The 17019-nt window shown below is 56.8% G+C and carries 14 protein-coding genes; 6 read left to right on the top strand and 8 right to left on the bottom strand.

Going from position 1 to position 17019, the window contains the following annotated elements; all coding sequences use genetic code 11:
• Positions 1-83: 83 nt before the first annotated feature.
• The 8 genes from ACRZ9U_RS10420 to ACRZ9U_RS10385 are packed head-to-tail and all read right to left on the bottom strand — an operon-like array spanning position 84 to position 7368.
• On the bottom strand, positions 84-926 hold the full coding sequence (locus tag ACRZ9U_RS10420; protein WP_170407446.1) for a fumarylacetoacetate hydrolase family protein: 843 nt from the start codon (positions 924-926) through the stop codon (positions 84-86).
• Between the two features lie 17 nt (positions 927-943).
• On the bottom strand, positions 944-1699 hold the full coding sequence (locus ACRZ9U_RS10415) for an SDR family oxidoreductase (protein ID WP_170407443.1): 756 nt from the start codon (positions 1697-1699) through the stop codon (positions 944-946).
• An 8-nt stretch (positions 1700-1707) separates the two neighbouring features.
• Complete coding sequence (locus tag ACRZ9U_RS10410; protein WP_170407440.1) at positions 1708-3210, bottom strand: aldehyde dehydrogenase (NADP(+)); 1503 nt, start codon at positions 3208-3210, stop codon at positions 1708-1710.
• A gap of 12 nt (positions 3211-3222) precedes the next feature.
• Positions 3223-4335 (bottom strand): fumarylacetoacetate hydrolase family protein, encoded by a 1113-nt coding sequence (locus ACRZ9U_RS10405; protein ID WP_170407437.1) that lies wholly within the window; start codon positions 4333-4335, stop codon positions 3223-3225.
• 1 nt (position 4336) lies between these two features.
• Entirely contained in the window at positions 4337-5167 is an 831-nt protein-coding gene (locus tag ACRZ9U_RS10400) for an amidohydrolase family protein (RefSeq protein ID WP_170407434.1), read from the bottom strand.
• The gene (locus ACRZ9U_RS10395; RefSeq protein ID WP_170407431.1) at positions 5164-5592 is read right to left on the bottom strand and encodes an RbsD/FucU domain-containing protein; all 429 of its coding nucleotides are present in this window, start codon (positions 5590-5592) and stop codon (positions 5164-5166) included. The genes ACRZ9U_RS10400 and ACRZ9U_RS10395 overlap by 4 nt, the downstream gene beginning before the upstream one ends.
• The gene (locus ACRZ9U_RS10390) at positions 5582-6634 is read right to left on the bottom strand and encodes an aldo/keto reductase (RefSeq protein ID WP_170407428.1); all 1053 of its coding nucleotides are present in this window, start codon (positions 6632-6634) and stop codon (positions 5582-5584) included. Before ACRZ9U_RS10390 ends, ACRZ9U_RS10395 begins: the two co-directional genes overlap by 11 nt.
• On the bottom strand, positions 6631-7368 hold the full coding sequence (locus ACRZ9U_RS10385) for a GntR family transcriptional regulator (protein WP_170407425.1): 738 nt from the start codon (positions 7366-7368) through the stop codon (positions 6631-6633). The genes ACRZ9U_RS10390 and ACRZ9U_RS10385 overlap by 4 nt, the downstream gene beginning before the upstream one ends.
• An 84-nt stretch (positions 7369-7452) precedes the next feature.
• On the opposite strand from ACRZ9U_RS10385, the gene ACRZ9U_RS10380 reads away from it, so the two are divergent.
• From ACRZ9U_RS10380 to ACRZ9U_RS10355, 6 genes are all read left to right on the top strand, one after another.
• Complete coding sequence (locus ACRZ9U_RS10380; RefSeq protein ID WP_170407422.1) at positions 7453-9006, top strand: altronate dehydratase family protein; 1554 nt, start codon at positions 7453-7455, stop codon at positions 9004-9006.
• A 29-nt stretch (positions 9007-9035) separates the two neighbouring features.
• Positions 9036-10574: a sugar ABC transporter ATP-binding protein gene (locus tag ACRZ9U_RS10375; RefSeq protein ID WP_480901731.1), complete on the top strand. Its 1539-nt coding sequence runs from the start codon at positions 9036-9038 to the stop codon at positions 10572-10574.
• The gene (locus tag ACRZ9U_RS10370) at positions 10571-11578 is read left to right on the top strand and encodes an ABC transporter permease (protein WP_170394139.1); all 1008 of its coding nucleotides are present in this window, start codon (positions 10571-10573) and stop codon (positions 11576-11578) included. The genes ACRZ9U_RS10375 and ACRZ9U_RS10370 overlap by 4 nt, the downstream gene beginning before the upstream one ends.
• A gap of 47 nt (positions 11579-11625) precedes the next feature.
• Positions 11626-12570, top strand: a complete 945-nt coding sequence (locus tag ACRZ9U_RS10365) for a substrate-binding domain-containing protein (protein WP_480901728.1) — start codon at positions 11626-11628, stop codon at positions 12568-12570.
• Positions 12571-13409: 839 nt separating this feature from the next.
• A complete protein-coding gene (locus ACRZ9U_RS10360) occupies positions 13410-14660 on the top strand; it encodes an aminotransferase class V-fold PLP-dependent enzyme (RefSeq protein WP_170407417.1) in 1251 nt (416 codons plus the stop codon).
• Between the two features lie 21 nt (positions 14661-14681).
• Positions 14682-17019 (top strand): GcvT family protein (locus ACRZ9U_RS10355; protein ID WP_480901725.1); only part of this gene is annotated, 2338 nt, incomplete at its 3' end.

Genomic DNA, 17019 nt, shown 5'->3' with positions numbered 1-17019 from the left:
CGGGCAGCGTTATCTGAAACAAAACCTTCTCGCTTACTTTTGTTGCTTCAAGGCTACATATGGTGTTCGCCTACAGCGCGCTCTCATCCCTGGATGACGTTCTGACGTTGCGTGCCCAGCCCCTGAATACCAAGCTCCATTTTGTCGCCGGGATTCAAGTAGGTCTGCGGGTTCTGTCCCATACCAACACCCGGGGGTGTGCCTGTAGAAATCACGTCACCGGGTTGCAAAGACATAAATTGCGACAGATGCGAGATGACCGTCGCTACGCCAAAATGCATCGTTTTGGTTGATCCGTCCTGATATCGGTGCCCGTTTACCTCAAGATACATCGGAAGGTTTTGCGGGTCGGGGACTTCGTCTCGTGTTACCAGCCAGGGGCCAATTGGGCCGAACGTGTCCGCAGACTTTCCTTTGACCCATTGGCCAGAGCGATGAAGCTGAAAGTCACGTTCTGACAAATCGTTCACTACGCAGTAGCCGGCGACGTGGTCTATGGCTTCCGCCTCAGAGACATATTTGGCCTCTTTGCCGATAACGACGCCCAGCTCAACTTCCCAATCGGTTTTGACCGATCCGCGCGGGATTTCTACGGTATCGTCGGGGCCGGCGATGGCCGAGGTGGCTTTGAAGAAGATCACGGGCTCAGCAGGCAATTCCATGCCGCTTTCTGCTGCGTGATCGGCATAATTCAGGCCAATGCATATGAACTTTCCAACATTGCCAACGCAAGGACCGATGCGCGGGTTGCCGTCTACCAATGGCAGGCTGGCCAAATCTAGTGCGCGGAGCTTTTCAAGAACGACATCGCCAAGAGTATCGCCCGAGATATCATCCACCACACCGGAAAGGTCGCGAACCGAGCCGTCTGAGGCCAAAATGCCGGGTTTCTCAGCGCCCTTCGGGCCATAGCGTAGTAGTTTCATTGTCAGGTCCTTCCTGCTCAGATCGTCCAGCCGCCATCTATGGCAAAGGGCTGGCCCGAAGTGTATTTGCTGGCATCACTGGCCAAATACAGAGCCAGTTCAGCGATCTCTTCCGCTGTGCCAATACGGCCCATCGGTTGACGGGCGATGAAATCAGTCATTGCCTGCTCATAATCCCCGGTGGTGCGAAGCCGGTCATGCAGGCTGGGGCTGTCCACCGTACCTGGACAAATCGCGTTGCACCGAATGCCCTGGGTCACAAAATCGACTGCCACAGACTTGGTCAGGCCAATCACCGCTGCTTTTGACGCGCAATACGCAAATCGGTTGGGCACGCCTTTCATGGACGATGCGACCGACGACATATTGATGATTGATCCTCCGCCTGCTTTCAGCATTCCGGGTAGAGTCAGTTGGATCAGTCTGAACATGGCCTTTACGTTGAGGTCAAAGCTGAAATCCCAATCCTTTTCAGTGCATTCAAGAATTGATCCCCCCGCTACATAACCTGCGCAGTTAAACAGAATGTCCAGTTGCGGCAGATTGACCGCTGCATCTGTAACGGCCTTATCGTCCATTACGTCCAGTTGCAGCGGTTCGATACCCGGAATACCGCCCAATTCGGCAAGCGCAGCATCGTTGATGTCGCTGGCTATCACCCGTGCGCCTTCGGCAGCGAACAATTCGGCGGTTGCACGGCCAATGCCTTGGCCAGCTGCTGTGATGAGAGCGGTCTTATCTGCAAGCCGGTTGGATGGGTTGATTGTCGACATAAACAACCTCACAATTTCTCGGGTAGAAGCTCGGATGGGATGTCCTGATAACAAACCGGCCGCAGGAAACGGCGGATCGACAGTGTTCCCACGGATGTAGCGCCAAAGTTGGTTGAGGCGGGGTAGGGGCCTCCGTGAACCATGCTGTCGCAAACTTCGACCCCGGTCGGAAAGCTGTTGGCCAACAATCGCCCAGCCTTTCGTTCAAGCAGCGGTAGCAGTGCCTGAGCGTCCGCTTTGTCACCTGCGTCCAGATGCAGTGTGCAGGTCAGTTGCCCTTCGATGGTCCGGGCAATCCGTTGCATCTGAGCGCGGTCTTTCACACGCACGATGATGCCTAATGGGCCGAAAACCTCTTCTTGCAGCTTCCGATTGGCCAGCCAGTCATCACCAGAAACAGTGAACAGGTAAGGGGCCGCATCGCGTGACTTGCAGCTTTTGCCCATAATCTTCGATACACCGGTACCAGCAGCTACACGCGAAACTCCGTTTCGGTATGCCTCCGCAATTCCATCGGTCAGCATTGTCTGCTCGGCCACCGAAGACAGGCCAGCCTCTGCCGCTACTTGAAACGCGTCAGCATCCGGACCTTCGATGATCACGGCGATACCGGGATTGGTGCAGAACTGTCCAGCGCCCATGGTTAGGGACGCGGCCCAGCCATTGCCGATTTCAGCACCGCGCGCGGCCGCCGCTTGCGGCAATATGAACATCGGATTGACTGAACCCAGTTCGCCAAAAAACGGAATGGGTTCATCGCGTTGCGCGCATAAATCGAACAGCGCCCGTCCACCTCCGAGGCTGCCCGTAAAGCCAACCGCCCGGATCAAGGGATGTTGCACCAATCGCGTGCCCACATCCCGTTTGCCACCCTGTACCAATGAAAACACTCCGGGATGAATTCCCGTCGCTTTGATGGCGGTGTCGATGGCCTGCGCCACGATCTCGCCCGTGCCGGGATGGGCCGAATGGCCTTTGACGACGACGGGACATCCCGCGGCCAGTGCCGCCGCTGTATCGCCCCCTGCGACTGAGAAGGCCAATGGGAAGTTCGAAGCGCCGAACACCGCAACGGGACCCAGCGGGCGCTGTATCATGCGCAGGTCGGGGCGGGGCAGGGGTGTACGATCCGGCATGGCCGGGTCATGGCGCATGTCCAGATAATCGCCCGCTTCAATTTGATCGGCGAAGAGACGCAGCTGGCCGACGGTACGGCCACGTTCCCCCTGCAGGCGTGCCTCGGGCAAGCCGGTTTCCTGAGTGCCGATTTCGGTGATGGCATCCCCGCGGGCATCAATCTCATCTGCGATCTTGCGCAATAGCGCGGCGCGTTCGGTACGAGAGGACCACCCGAAAGTGGCAAATGCCGACTCTGCTGCCTCCACTGCGTTATCAATCATCGCCGCTGTCCCCACAGAAAAGTCATGGCTTGGTCCATGCGCTGGTTCCGACGCAAAAGTAGTGTCTGCGCCGAGCCATTCGCCAGCAATTAGGTGTTTTCCGGTCAACATATTCGTTCTCTCTTACAGCAGGCCGCGATGGGCGAGGTTTCGCATCAGGTGTGATGCCCCAAAGGTCCATTCGGGGCATTCCGTCGACAGGCGCACGGTGTTTGTCAGCGCTCCAAGGCGCGTATTGGAGATAGTGACGACATCGCCAATTTTGTGAGTGAACCCACCGCCAGGTGTGTCACGGTCTTGGGTCGGGGCGAACAGGGTGCCAAGGAAAAGCATCAGCCCATCAGGATATTGGTGATGGCGCCCGATAGTCTGCTTCACAAGGTCTGCAGGATCGCGACTGATCTGGGACATAGATGAGCTTCCGTTCAGCACAAATCCATCCGATCCGGTCACGGTCAGCGCAAGTTCAGCCTGGCGTACATCGTCCAGTGTGAACCCATCATCGAACAACCGGATCATCGGTCCGATCGCGCAAGAGGCATTGTTGTCCTTTGCTTTGCTCAGCAATAAAGCCGAACGACCTTCAACGTCACGCAGGTTGACGTCGTTCCCCAGCGTAGCGCCCTTAATCTCGCCCTTAGAAGTAACGGCCAGAACGACTTCGGGCTCGGGGTTGTTCCAGGTCGAAATCGGGTGAAGACCGATTTCTGAACCAAACCCGACCGAAGACAAAACTTGTGCTTTGGAGAACACCTCGGCATCGGGGCCGATCCCGACTTCCAGATACTGGCTCCAGAGGCCTTCAGCGATCAGTGCTTCTTTGACCTCTGCGGCCGCGTCCGATCCAGGTACGATGTTCGAGAGGCTGTCTCCGATCCGGTCTCCGATGCGCGCCCGGATCGCGTCGGCTTTGGCAGGATCACCGGCGGCTTGTTCCTCGATTACGCGTTCGACCATGGACCCGGCAAATGTGACACCACAGGCCTTGACCGCCTGCAGGTCACACGGGGCCAGCCATTGGTGGTCGGCGTCCAAATGGCCGATATCTTCACCTTGAGCGTTGCGCACATGATCTGCTTCATCGTCGCGTTCCAGAATGTCCCTGACAGTTGGTGCCGTTTTTGACGTGATATCGATAATCCGCCCATTGCGCAGGGTCACCACGCTGGGGCCGATTCCGCCGCGCTCAATACGGCCGAGCCACAGCCCGTTCGAATCCAATGTACCTATGGTCATTTTAATTCCTGAGGTTGTAGGCGCGGGCGGCGTTGCCACCCATTATTGCCTGTCGTTCTGCGCTGCTCAGATGTTTCAGCAACATGTCGGTGGTTTCACACCAGCGCTCATAGCTACTGGCCAAGGTGCAAACTGGCCAATCGCTACCCCAGATCAGACGCGATGGACCGAAGGTGTTCAGCAGGTGATCCACGTACGGGCGCAGATCGTCGATCGTCCAGTCTGCTGCAGCCTCGGTCACAAGGCCTGAAAGCTTGCACCATGCATTTGTATCTCGGGCCAAGGCGGTCATGTTGTCGGACCAGTCACCCAAGATTGCGTCTTTGATCAATGGTTTCGACCCATGGTCAATGACAACACTCATATCGGAATGATGCTGAAGAAGTTGCCTGAGCGGGCCCAGGTGTTGAGGCAAGGTCAAGGCATCAAATGTCAGGCCATGCCGTTGAGCTGCCTCGAAAGCGGGCGTTAGCGCGTCGCCTAGCATCCAAAGCGGGTCGGCGATGTCCTGTATCATCGGACGTAGACCGACAAATGCCTTGTGGGTAGCCAACGCGGAAATCTTTGCAGGTGCATCAGCGGCTTCAAAGTCAACCCAGCCCACAACACCTTTGATAAACGCATTCTGATCGGCCAGAGCGAGCATGTATTCGGTCTCGGCCATTGTGGGTGCTGCCTGCACAAGGACCGTGCCATCAATCCCGGCGGCGCTGAGTAGAGGCATCAGGTCGTGCGGTGCAAAATCCCGGTAGATCTCGCTCAGATCGGGCGTCAGCCAGCCATAGTCGCCCCGCGCCAAAGCCCAGAAATGCTGATGCGCGTCGATCCTCATTCGATCACACCTTTTTTCAGGATGATGTTGCCATAGAGCTTTCGTTCACCTGTCTGGATGATGGCAAATGCGTTGGCCGCACGGTCGTAGAATGCAAACCGTTCCAAGCCCTGCACCTTGGCAGAGTTGTCGGCGGACGTGTCGATGATGCGCTGAAAGTCCGCGACTGAGTCAGGCACCGCCTCCGGGTCGCCAACAACCTGCATGGTCAACGCCGGATCAGGAACGAACGTATCCAAAGGCATCACAGAAAGTACGGCCTTCAACATTTCACTGGCCGTAGACCCATCGGCCCGGATGCAGTCTGGTCCCATGCTGGCGCCCGGAAAATTTGCATCTGCGATAACAATCTCATCACCGTGGCCCATGGCCCTGAGGGTGAAAAGCAACTCCGGCGAAAGGATCGGGTCGATGTTACGCAGCATCAGCTGTCTCGCTTGGCAGTGGCGCGTCGGGTCGGATCAGGCCTTCGGATCGCAGATCCGACCACAGGCCGGGGGGAATGTCACGCTCCATCAGTGCCACATTGGACTGTACTTCGGACGCGTTGACGGCACCGGGGATCACGGTTTTGACGCAGGGGTGGCCCAAAACGAACTGCAGCGCGGCGGCGATCAGCGGGGTATCATGCGCGGCGCAGACCGCTTCGATCTTGCGGACCCGGTCCAGAATATCTTCGGGTGCGTCTGCATAGTTATACTTGGCGCCAGGCACAGCTCCGGTGGCGAGGATGCCCGAATTGTACGGTCCCCCGAGGATGATCCCGACATCGCGCTGCTCACAAAGCGGCAGGAAACTGTCGAGTGCTTCCTGCTCCAGCAACGTATAGCGTCCGGCCAGCAGGAACCCGTCGAAATCCCCCAGCCCAAGAAGCCTTTCGCAAACTTGCCATTCGTTTACACCTGCGCCGATTGCTGCGATTTCACCCGCATCGCGCAGCTCGGTCAAAGCCTTGTAGCCTCCGCCATCAAACAGTTCACGCACCTTGGCGTCCGAAACCTCTTGGCTGCCCTGGCTGAAGACACAGACATCATGGACCAGAAGAATGTCAGAATTGGCGACACCGATCCTGTTGCGGCTTGCCTCGTAAGACCGCATGACGCCGTCATAGGTATAGTCAAATACGATCCGTTTCTGCGGTACATCGACGAAAGCTTCGGGCGTTACTTCATGCGGTTCGCAATCTAGTAACAGGCGACCGATCTTGGTTGAAAGCTGGATGTTTTCGCGCCCGAACCGACCAATTGCCTGCCCAAACCGATGCTCTGATCGGCCAAGCCCGTATTGCGGCGCTGTGTCGAAAAACCGGATGCCTGCGTCATAAGCGGTCTGCAATGCCGCCTGCGCGTCCTCGTCCGAGACTTTGCGGTACAGGTTCCCCAACGGCGCTCCGCCGAACCCCATGCGGGTCAGGGGAACGGGCCGCGTGGTTCGGTTGTTCAGTAATTCTGTCTGGGAAACGGTCATCCTGCCTCGCTATTCAGCTGTGGGGTGAGGTTGAACAGATGCGGCTTCAGTTGCTCCAACTGCTCAATGCGCGGCATCAACTGCCCGAGGTGGGCGCGCATAGCGACCTGCGCGGACTGTTCGTCGCGATTACTGATTGCTTCGAAAATGGCCCTATGTTCCTCTAGTGTCTCGGCAATTCTGCCGGGGGTGGGCAGCAATAGCATGCGTGCGCGGCTGACCTGTAAGGAAACGGTTTGGGCAACGTCGGCGAGGCGGCGGAAGCCTGTAAATTCCATCAGAAGACTGTGGAACTCTTCATCGGCCTGATAAAAGCCTGGGATATCATCATCCATGATCAACAGTTCCTGCAGACGCATGTTGCGGCTTAACCTTTTACGCTGAACGTCGGTTATGTCGCGCGCGACTTTGGCGACAGTTGCAAGTTCAAGCGCTTCACGCAGGAATACGCCTTCGCGGATCTCGTCCATCGAAAAGTAGGATACGCGAGTGCCTGATTGCGGCACTACATCCACCAGCCCTTCCGAGGCCAAACGCGCAATCGCATCGGCCACAGGTGCGCGCGACACTCCCAATCTCTCACACACAGGTGCCTTCCTGAGGTTCGCTCCGGGTGGGAAATCCAGCGAGAGAATCGCCTGCTTCAATGAGTGGTGAACCCGCTGAGCGAGCGGTCCTTCGATCGTTGTGATCTCGGGCAACAGTTCGGCATCAATATCTTGGTGTTTGTTCATACTGCATAAGTTAGCATTCTAACATGTTAGTTGACAAGTAGAGATATAGGATTTAGCAACATTGACCAAGCAAGTGGAGAAGAGATGCGAGCGAACGGCGGCATAAACGTTTTGGAAGAGGCAACTCGCGATGTCGTGAAGCTTAATCCGAAGGACAACATCGTTATTGCTTTGCGTGACTTGCAAGCTGGTGAGCAGCTGGCACATGTTCCCGTGCAATTGGCTGCGCCCGTTACCCGCGGTCACAAGCTTGCCGTGTCATCAATCCAAACTGGCGAGAATATTGTCCGCTACGGTCAGATCATCGGGCAGGCCAAATGCGATATAGCGCCTGGCGAACATATCCATGTGCACAACCTTGGCATGGGGGCGCATCAGCAGGATTATGCGCATGCCAGCGCCAACACCCCGCTGCCTGTTCTGACTGAAAAGCGTACATTCGACGGATACCATCGATCTGACGGTAAAGTGGGAACCCGAAACTACATCGGGATTCTAACCACCGTGAACTGCTCGGGTTCGGTAGCGCGTTTTATCGCCGACGCAGCGGAAAAGACCGGGTTGTTGGAAAGCTATCCCAATGTTGACGGTGTGGTCCCGATTGTGCACGGGACCGGATGTGGAATGTCCAGCAAGGATGAGGGCTATGCTACCCTGTTTCGGACGTTGGCCGGCTATGCACAGCATCCGAATTTCGGGGGTATTCTGCTGATCGGTCTGGGCTGCGAAGTCATGCAGGTGGCAGATCTTGTCGGCGGTCGACCAATCCGCGCTGACGGTGCGCTGCGTTACATGACCATTCAGAACGAGGGCGGAACACGCCGCACTATCGAACGGGGGCTGGCGGAGTTGCGCGGCATCGCCCATCTGGCCAATCAAGCCGAACGCGCCCCGGCTCCGATCAGTGCCATCACGGTCGGTATGCAATGCGGCGGCTCGGACGGGTATTCTGGGATAACCGCGAACCCGGCGCTGGGGTATGCGTCGGATTTACTTGTGCGCCATGGAGGAACAACGATCCTGTCGGAAACCTCGGAAATCTACGGTGCCGAACACCTGCTGACCCGGCGGGCCGAGACTGTTGAGGTGGCTGAAAAACTGATCGAACGCATCCACTGGTGGGAGGACTACACGGCCCGAAACGGCGGTGAGATGGACAACAACCCAAGCCCAGGCAACAAGCGCGGGGGGCTCACAACCATTCTTGAGAAATCGCTTGGTGCCGTAGCTAAGGGAGGCACCGCGCCACTGCGAGACGTCTACAAATTCGGTGAGATGATCGACAAGAGCGGGTTTGTCTTCATGGACAGTCCCGGTTTTGATCCGTGTTCGGTCACCGGGCAAGTCGCTTCGGGTGCGAACCTGATCGTGTTTACCACCGGGCGCGGTTCGGTGTCTGGATATCAGCCAACGCCCTGCATCAAGCTGGCCACAAATTCCGAAATGTATGCGCGCATGGCCGAGGATATGGATCTGAACTGCGGTGACATCGTGACAGACGGGATCAGCATCGAGAGCAAGGGCGAAGAACTGTTCGAAATACTGATCCGTGTCGCCTCAGGCAAGAAAACCAAAAGCGAGGAACTTGGATTTGGGGGCGTTGAATTCGTCCCCTGGCAAATAGGTGCGGTGATGTAAACCGCGTTGGCCCAAGGGGAGAGGGGCAAATGGGAGGCAATAAAAATAGACTGGTCGAAATGACGGGGATTGATAAGTTTTTCCCCGGCGTGCACGCGCTGAAATCCGTGCAATTCGATCTTGAACCGGGTGAAGTTCACGCGCTGATGGGCGAGAACGGTGCCGGTAAAAGTACGTTGATGAAAATCCTGTCGGGTATTTATCAACGTGACGGTGGGACCTTGAAGATAGAAGGGCGCGAAGTCAGTCCGACAACCCCGCGCGAGGCGCAGGATCTAGGTATTGGGATCATCCATCAGGAACTGAGCCTGATGAACGACCTGACTGTAGCCCAGAACATTTTTATCGGACGCGAACCGCGTAAGAGCTTTGGCCGTTTGGACGAGGCGGCGCTGAATGCGCAGACTGCCGAAATCTTTGCTTCGATGAACCTCAGCCTTGATCCCAAGGCGTTGGTTGGCAGCCTGACCATCGCAAAACAGCAAATGGTCGAGATCGCCAAGGCACTGTCCTTTCGGTCCAAGGTGCTCATCATGGACGAGCCAACAGCGGCTCTGAATGACGCCGAGATTGCTGAGCTGTTCGTGATCATCCGCCGCCTCAAGGCTGAAGGTGTAGGCATCGTTTACATTAGCCACAAGATGGACGAGCTGAAGCAGATCTCGGATCGCGTGACGGTTATGCGCGATGGGGAATATGTCGGAACAGTTGGGGCTGCTGAAACCCCGATCAGCCAGATCATCGCCATGATGGTGGGCCGAGAGGTCAAGGAAGAACCGCTGGACGTGCCCGATCTGGGTGATGCGGAGATGTCTCTGCAGATCACCGGGCTGAGTCGGAGCAACGAAATTCAGGACGTCAGTTTCTCGGTCCAAAAGGGTGAAATTCTGGGCTTCGCCGGTCTTATGGGCGCAGGTCGCACCGAGGTCGCGCGCGCCATATTTGGGGCCGACCCCAAGGATAGCGGAGAAATCCGGGTACATGGTCAGGTGGTGTCGATCAAATCACCCACTGACGCCGTCAAAGCGGGGATTGGGTACCTGTCCGAGGACCGAAAGCATTTCGGCCTCGCTACTGGTATGAATGTACGCGACAACATCGCGCTTGCCTCGATGGACCTGTTCACCGGCGCAGGCGGGGTTCTGCACGATGGTGAAATCAGCGACACCGCCAAAAGCTACATCCAGCAATTGGGCATTCGAACACCATCGGATGTGCAGGAGGTTCGTCTGCTGTCAGGCGGCAATCAGCAGAAGGTTGTCATCGCCAAATGGCTGCTGCGCGACTGCGATATTCTGATCTTTGACGAACCGACCCGCGGTATCGACGTCGGCGCGAAATCCGAGATTTACAAGTTGCTGGAAGAACTGGCAGGGCAGGGCAAGACGATCATCGTGATCTCGTCTGAACTGCCCGAAATCATGCGCCTCAGCCATCGCATCGCGGTGATGTGCGAAGGGCGGCTGACCGGCATTTTGCCCGGCGGAAAAGACACCACTCAGGAAGACATCATGCATCTGGCCACGCAACGTGCAGCGGCGATGCAGGTAACAGGGACAGTCCAATGACCACAGCAACCGACATCGAAAAGAAAAAGCCACTCTCGGGTCTTGCGGACAGCGGCGCGTATCAAAAGCTGTTGGCCTTTGCCAGTTTGATCGTTCTGCTAATCGGTTTTTCCATTGCTTCACCCAACTTCATGCAGACGTCGAACATGATTGCCATCCTACAGGCAACATCGGTCAATGGCGTTCTGGCCGTCGCCGCGACACTGGTTATCATCACCGGTGGGATCGACCTGTCTGTCGGCACACTGATGACCTTTTGCGCGGTGATCGCCGGCGTGGTGCTGACATATTTGGGAATGCCGTTGCTGTTAGGCGTGGCCGCAGCCATTGCAGCTGGAGCATTCTGCGGGCTTTGCTCCGGTACTTTCGTCGCCAAGATGAAAATCCCGCCCTTCATCGCCACACTTGGGATGATGCTGATTCTCAAAGGCCTGTCGCTGGTGATCTCTGGGACACGGCCAATCTACTTCAATGACACGCCGGGCTTTGACCAGATCTCGCGCGGGTCGCTGATCGGTGAGGTTTTCCCGTCACTGCCCATCCCCAACGGTGTGCTGATCCTGTTCCTGGTTGCCATCGCGGCTTCGTACATTCTGGGGCGCACAGTTCTGGGTCGTTACACCTTTGCGCTTGGCTCTAACGAGGAAGCGGTGCGCCTATCAGGCGTGAACACCGACATGTGGAAGATGCGTATTTATGCGCTGGCCGGAGCGATCTGCGGCATCGCCGGTATCCTTATCGCCTCGCGCCTGAACTCGGCGCAACCGGCATTGGGTTTGGGATACGAATTGGAGGCGATCGCAGCCGTAGTGATCGGTGGCACGTCTTTGTCCGGTGGGCGCGGCACGATCCTGGGCACGTTGATCGGCGCCCTGATCATGGCTGTACTGACCAACGGATTGCGCGTGCTGTCAGTCGCGCAGGAATGGCAGACCGTTGTCACCGGCGCGATCATCATTCTGGCCGTCTATGCCGACATGGCGCGGCGCAAGAAATCGGGATGACCAAGCAACTAAATCAAAGACCAAAACGACCAACTGGAGGAGAAAACATGTTAACACGTCGTTTCATTCTGGGTGCGCTCAGCGCAGCCACCCTGGCAGGTCCCGCCTCGATGGCGGTAGCCGAAGAGATTTACATTCCACTGGTATCCAAAGGGTTCCAACATCAGTTCTGGCAAGCGGTGAAGTCCGGCGCCGAACAGGCAGCAGACGAGTTTGATGTCACCATCACGTTCGAAGGTCCGGATAACGAAACAATGGTGGACCGTCAGATTGACATGCTGGCTGCGGCGCTGGCCAATAATCCAAAGGCAATCGGTTTTGCTGCGCTGGACAGCCAGGCTGCTATCCCGCTTTTGAAACAGGCCAACGAAAAGGGCATTCCGATCATCGCCTTCGACAGTGGTGTTGATAGCGATATTTCGCTTTCAACTGCGACAACGGACAACCTGGCGGCAGCAGGGTTGGCAGCAGACAAGATGGCTGAAAAAATCGGGGGCAAGGGGAAGGTTGCTGTTGTCGCCCATGACCAGACAAGCCGCACAGGTATTGATCGTCGCGACGGTTTCGTCAATCGCATGGCTGAGAAGTATCCGGATATCGAAGTTGTTACGGTTCAGTACGGCCAGGGCGACCACCTGAAATCGACCGAAGTCACCAAGGCGATCCTGACTGCTAACCCTGATCTAAATGGTATCTTTGGCACCAACGAAGGCTCAGCTATTGGTGTTGTAAACGGAGTTCAGGAGCTGGGCACCGAGGGTTTGGTGATCATCGGTTATGACAGTGGCAAGGCCCAGAAAGACGCAATCAAGAGCGGTCTGATGGCGGGTGCGATCACGCAAAACCCTGTGGGCATCGGCTATGAGACTGTGAAAGCAGCGGTTGCGGCTCTCAATGGGGAAGAGGTTCCAGGTCTGATCGACACAGGCTTCTACTACTACGATGCCTCGAATATTGACGACCCGAAGATCTCGGCCGTTCTGTACGACTAAAAGTACTTATTAACACTGTTCGGCCTGCCTTTTTGGTGGGCCGGACAACCAATGTTCATCGTTCAGGTGAATTATGTCAGTTTTTGCGGGGTAACGGCGTTTGGGTCGCAACACCGGTCTGTCGCTGCTCTGCGTATGTCCTTGGTGCGTCGATGATGGGTTTAAGCCTAATTAGCAGAAATTTTGGCAAATTGATTTAATACTCGAAGTCTGGACATAAGCTAACCTGTTGCAGACGATTAACTTTCCAGCTTTCAATCAGCAAGCTCTATACACCAATATGTTACAAGCTATTGACCATCGACGAATGCGCCACCAGCGCGTGAGTGGTTCGCGGTATCGCCGCGTCGAAGGCAAGTTCGTGATCTCTTACAAGGGCGATTAGTCAGGTCTGAAAGGCGTGACGAAATCCCAAACTGCTGTAAACAAATGCATGAATCGCTATCAATCTAAATACCCCTGCCGATATGGGAATATCTGGAATGCAGGATGCATGCCCGCTTCTACGATGTCTGGTTTGTGATGGCGGTACAGGCTGCGCCAATGAGGTTGGATCGTCACTCTCTCAACACCGTCCTGCAAAGCGATGTCTCTAGAACAACGCTCAGGTTACAAACCGTCGGCCTGACCAGCGGTTTCTCAACCAAGCGAAGGCATGCGTGAGGGTGTGATCGGGCCGACGAAATTGAAATTCGCGAACCATATCGTTCTTGTGGCTGAGTTCTCTTGGCTCGATGGTCTCAATTTCCACCCACAATGCCCCAAGTTTTTTTGTGAGTAGTTTTGCAAAAGGGCGCATATATCTTGCCAGAATGACATTTTCGCAGGAATGGTTCCCGATGACCAAGATCACTCCAGAATTGCTTGAACAAATCCGTGCCCGATTTGCGCAGGTTGACCACTGCCCGCAGCAGGGACCGCGTATTTTCTTTGAAAACGCGGGTGGGGCGCTGACGCTGAATTCGGTTGTGGGCACCTCGCAGGCTTATGCTGCGATCCCTGACAATCAGGGCCGCGACAACCCGGGAAGTCACGAACTGGTGCGGGTAATCAACAAGGCCAAAGAAGATATGGCCGTGTTCATGAACGCCCCCGGTGGCCAGTTCTTTGTCGGCGAAAGCGGGACCGAGCTGCTGTTTCGTTTGATAATGAACGCCTGTCTGGGCACAGGCACCGGTCGGGTGCTTGGCACAACGCTGGAACATCCCGCGACCCGAAGCGCTTGCGCGCGTTGGGCCGGGGTGGCCGGGCAAGATCATGTTCTGGTGGTCCATGACGACGCCACAGGCACCGTCACCGCAGATGCTTATGCGGCGCAGGTAACGCCGGACACAAAGGTTGCGACTATCGTGCACACCTCGCCGGTGACCGGTATGGGCGTGGATGTAGCGGCTGTGGCTGCCGAGATCCGCGCCGTTGCGCCCAATTGCTTCATCATAATCGACGGTATCCAGCACGCCGCGCATGGCCGGATCGACCTGACCGCCTATGATGTCGATGGCTATGTGATCTCGCCTTACAAGGTGTTCTCGCGCCATGGTTACGGGGTGGCCTGGATTTCTGACCGGCTGACCAAGCTGCCACATAACAGCTTGATCGACGGCCCCGCCGACAATTGGGAAATGGGGACGCGTGATACCGGCTCTTACGCTACAATGTCTGACGTAATCAGCTATTTCGAATGGCTGGGCGCACAGGTCAGCGACGCCACCGACCGGCGCGCAAAATTCGTCGCTGCCGGAGAGGCGATCCATGAGCAGGAAAAAGCGTTGACTGATGCGATGATCCGCGGAACCGGCAACCTGCCCGGGCTGGCCGAGATGGAGAAGGTGACCATTCTGGGCGGTGTCGATAACCCAGCACGCGAGGGACTGGTGTCACTGCAGGTCGAGGGCGTGCCGTCGGTCGATGTGGTCAAGCAACTGAACGAACAAGGCATCCGTACGCATTTGCGCAAGGCCGATCACTATTCGGGCAACATCCTCACACCGCTTGGCATGGACAGCTGCGTGCGTGTTTCGATGTGCCACTACAACAGCGTCGCCGAAGTGGCCCAGTTTCTGGGTGCAATGAAAACCATCGCCGCCTGAGGCATTTGAGAGGGGAAGCTCATGAAAACGCATGCGCAAGCGGTTGTAATCGGCGGCGGCCTAGCCGGCTGTTCAATTCTGTATCATCTCGCCAAGTTGGGTTGGACCGATGTGGTCCTGCTAGAGCGGGACGAACTGACCAGCGGCTCGACATGGCACGCGGCGGCCAACATTCATGGGCTGCATGACAACAACAATATCACCCGCATCCAGCACTATACGATGAATCTGTATAAAGAGCTGGAACAGGAAACCGGTCAAAGCTGCGGCGTGTTCCAGCCCGGCTCGCTCTATTTGGCGCAAACCGAAGAACGCGAACATCAGCTGCGCCTGCAGGAAGCCAAGGCTAAATTCTATGGTTTGAATTTCCACGAGGTCAGTCGCGAGAAGGCCAAGGAACTGCACCCGCTGGCGCAGTTCGACGATATCCGCTGCATCATGTATGAACCCGATGGCGGCAATGTGGATCCCTCGGGCGTGCCCCACGCCTATGCTGCCGGTGCCCGCGCCATGGGAGCAACCATAGAACGGTTCTGTCCGGTGCTAGGTACGGATCAGCAACCCGACGGGTCTTGGATCGTGCGTACCGCAAAGGGCGATATTCACACGCAATGGGTGGTGAATGCCGCTGGTCTTTGGGGCCGCGAAGTTGCGGCGCTGGCGGGGCTGACTCTGCCGTTGCAACCGACCGAGCACCAGTATTTCGTGACTGAATCCATCGAAGAAGTTGCCAATCTGGGCCGTCGCCTTCCGTCAATTGCAGACCGGGATGGCGAGTACTATTTCCGTCAGGAAGGCAACGGATTGCTCATCGGGGCCTATGAGAAGGACATGAAGTTCTGGGCCGAGGACGGTACGCCGCTGGACTTTGCCCATGACCTGTTCCCCGACGATTTGGATCGGATCATGGAAAACGTGATCCGCGCTACCGAACGTGTGCCAGTTGCCGCCACCGCAGGGGTCAAACGGGTGATCAACGGGCCGATGATCTGGTCTCCGGACTCCAGCGCCTTGTGGGGTCCGGTGCCCGAACTGAAGAACTATTTCCTCTGCGGCGGACTGATCCCGGGTTTCTCGCAATCGGGTGGTTTGGGCCTGCTGGCGGCGCAGTGGATGATCGAGGGCGAGCCGCAATACGACATGTTTGCCTGGGATCTGGCCCGTTTCGGCGACTGGGCCGACAAAAAATTCACCAAGGCACGGGTCGAGGACCAGTATACCCACCGTTTTGCCATCCACTTCCCGAACGAGGAGCGTAGTGCTGGTCGCCCCGCCCGAGTCCGCCCTGCCTATGAAATGCAGAAAGACATGGGCTGTGTCTTTGGTCTGAACTGTGGCTGGGAGCATCCCCTATGGTTCGCCGATCAGCCCGGTGTACAGGAAACCAACGGCTTCACACGCCAGAACTGGTGGGAGCCGGTGGGACGTGAGGTACAGATGCTGCGGGAGAATGTGGGCGTCATCGACATATCGAATTTTGCGAATTACATCATCAAAGGACTCGGCGCGCAAGATTGGCTGGACCGCTTGGTTGCCAACCGCGTACCGACCGTGATCGGGCGGTCTTGTCTGACGCCGCTGATCTCTGTCCGTGGCGGCGTGGCTGGCGATTTCACCATAACCAAGGTGGCCGATGACGAATTCATGATGATCGGATCGGGCATGGCCGAGCGCTATCATCAACGCTTCTTCAACATGATCGACCTGCCAAAGCACACAACCTTCGAAGTCGCCACTGACCGCATAGCCGGGTTCAACGTCGCCGGTCCGAAAGCGCGTGACCTGCTGCAGCGGCTGACCAATGCAGACCTGTCGAACGAGGCGTTCCGCTTTATGCGCTCGGCCACAATTGAGGTTGCAGGTGTCACCTGTCTGGCCATCCGCGTCAGCTTTACCGGCGATCTAGGGTGGGAGTTGCACTGCGCCGAAGAAGATCAGACCCGCCTTTACGCTGCGCTGCTGGATGCGGCCAAGCTGCTGGATGGCGGCCCCGTTGGCGGCCGCGCGCTGGGGTCGTTGCGGATCGAAAAAGGTTATGGCTCATGGGGCCGTGAGTATTCGCAGGAATACTGGCCGCAAGAGGTCGGGCTGGCGGGCCTGATCAAGCTGGACAAGGATTTCCTGCACAAGGATGCGTATCTGTCGGTCAAGGACAACGCCGCGCGCGAAGTGCTGTCAATCTTCGAGGTCGAAGTCTCCGAGGATGCCGACGCTACCGGCGGTGAGCCGATTTTTAACCCGGATGGTACCCCGGTTGGCCGCGTGACATCCGGTGCATACGGCTATTCGGACGGCAAATCGCTAGCGCTTGGTTATATAAACCCTGAGGTCGCACACCCGGGTGATACGGTCGAAGTGT

This window comes from Ruegeria sp. D7 (assembly GCF_056534355.1).
The sequence above is the reverse complement of the archived record's forward strand: the minus strand, read 5'-3'. Positions and strand labels throughout refer to the sequence as shown.

Excerpts from the sequence above, each read along its gene's own strand:
- ACRZ9U_RS10360 (WP_170407417.1), top strand. The coding sequence starts at position 13,410 with ATGACCAAGATCACTCCAGAATTGCTTGAACAAATCCGTGCCCGATTT.
- ACRZ9U_RS10370 (WP_170394139.1), top strand. The coding sequence starts at position 10,571 with ATGACCACAGCAACCGACATCGAAAAGAAAAAGCCACTCTCGGGTCTT.
- ACRZ9U_RS10410 (WP_170407440.1), bottom strand. The coding sequence starts at position 3,210 with ATGTTGACCGGAAAACACCTAATTGCTGGCGAATGGCTCGGCGCAGAC.
- ACRZ9U_RS10415 (WP_170407443.1), bottom strand. The coding sequence starts at position 1,699 with ATGTCGACAATCAACCCATCCAACCGGCTTGCAGATAAGACCGCTCTC.
- ACRZ9U_RS10375 (WP_480901731.1), top strand. The coding sequence starts at position 9,036 with ATGGGAGGCAATAAAAATAGACTGGTCGAAATGACGGGGATTGATAAG.
- ACRZ9U_RS10365 (WP_480901728.1), top strand. The coding sequence starts at position 11,626 with ATGTTAACACGTCGTTTCATTCTGGGTGCGCTCAGCGCAGCCACCCTG.
- ACRZ9U_RS10420 (WP_170407446.1), bottom strand. The coding sequence starts at position 926 with ATGAAACTACTACGCTATGGCCCGAAGGGCGCTGAGAAACCCGGCATT.
- ACRZ9U_RS10385 (WP_170407425.1), bottom strand. The coding sequence starts at position 7,368 with ATGAACAAACACCAAGATATTGATGCCGAACTGTTGCCCGAGATCACA.
- ACRZ9U_RS10405 (WP_170407437.1), bottom strand. The coding sequence starts at position 4,335 with ATGACCATAGGTACATTGGATTCGAACGGGCTGTGGCTCGGCCGTATT.
- ACRZ9U_RS10400 (WP_170407434.1), bottom strand. The coding sequence starts at position 5,167 with ATGAGGATCGACGCGCATCAGCATTTCTGGGCTTTGGCGCGGGGCGAC.
- ACRZ9U_RS10390 (WP_170407428.1), bottom strand. The coding sequence starts at position 6,634 with ATGACCGTTTCCCAGACAGAATTACTGAACAACCGAACCACGCGGCCC.
- ACRZ9U_RS10395 (WP_170407431.1), bottom strand. The coding sequence starts at position 5,592 with ATGCTGCGTAACATCGACCCGATCCTTTCGCCGGAGTTGCTTTTCACC.
- ACRZ9U_RS10380 (WP_170407422.1), top strand. The coding sequence starts at position 7,453 with ATGCGAGCGAACGGCGGCATAAACGTTTTGGAAGAGGCAACTCGCGAT.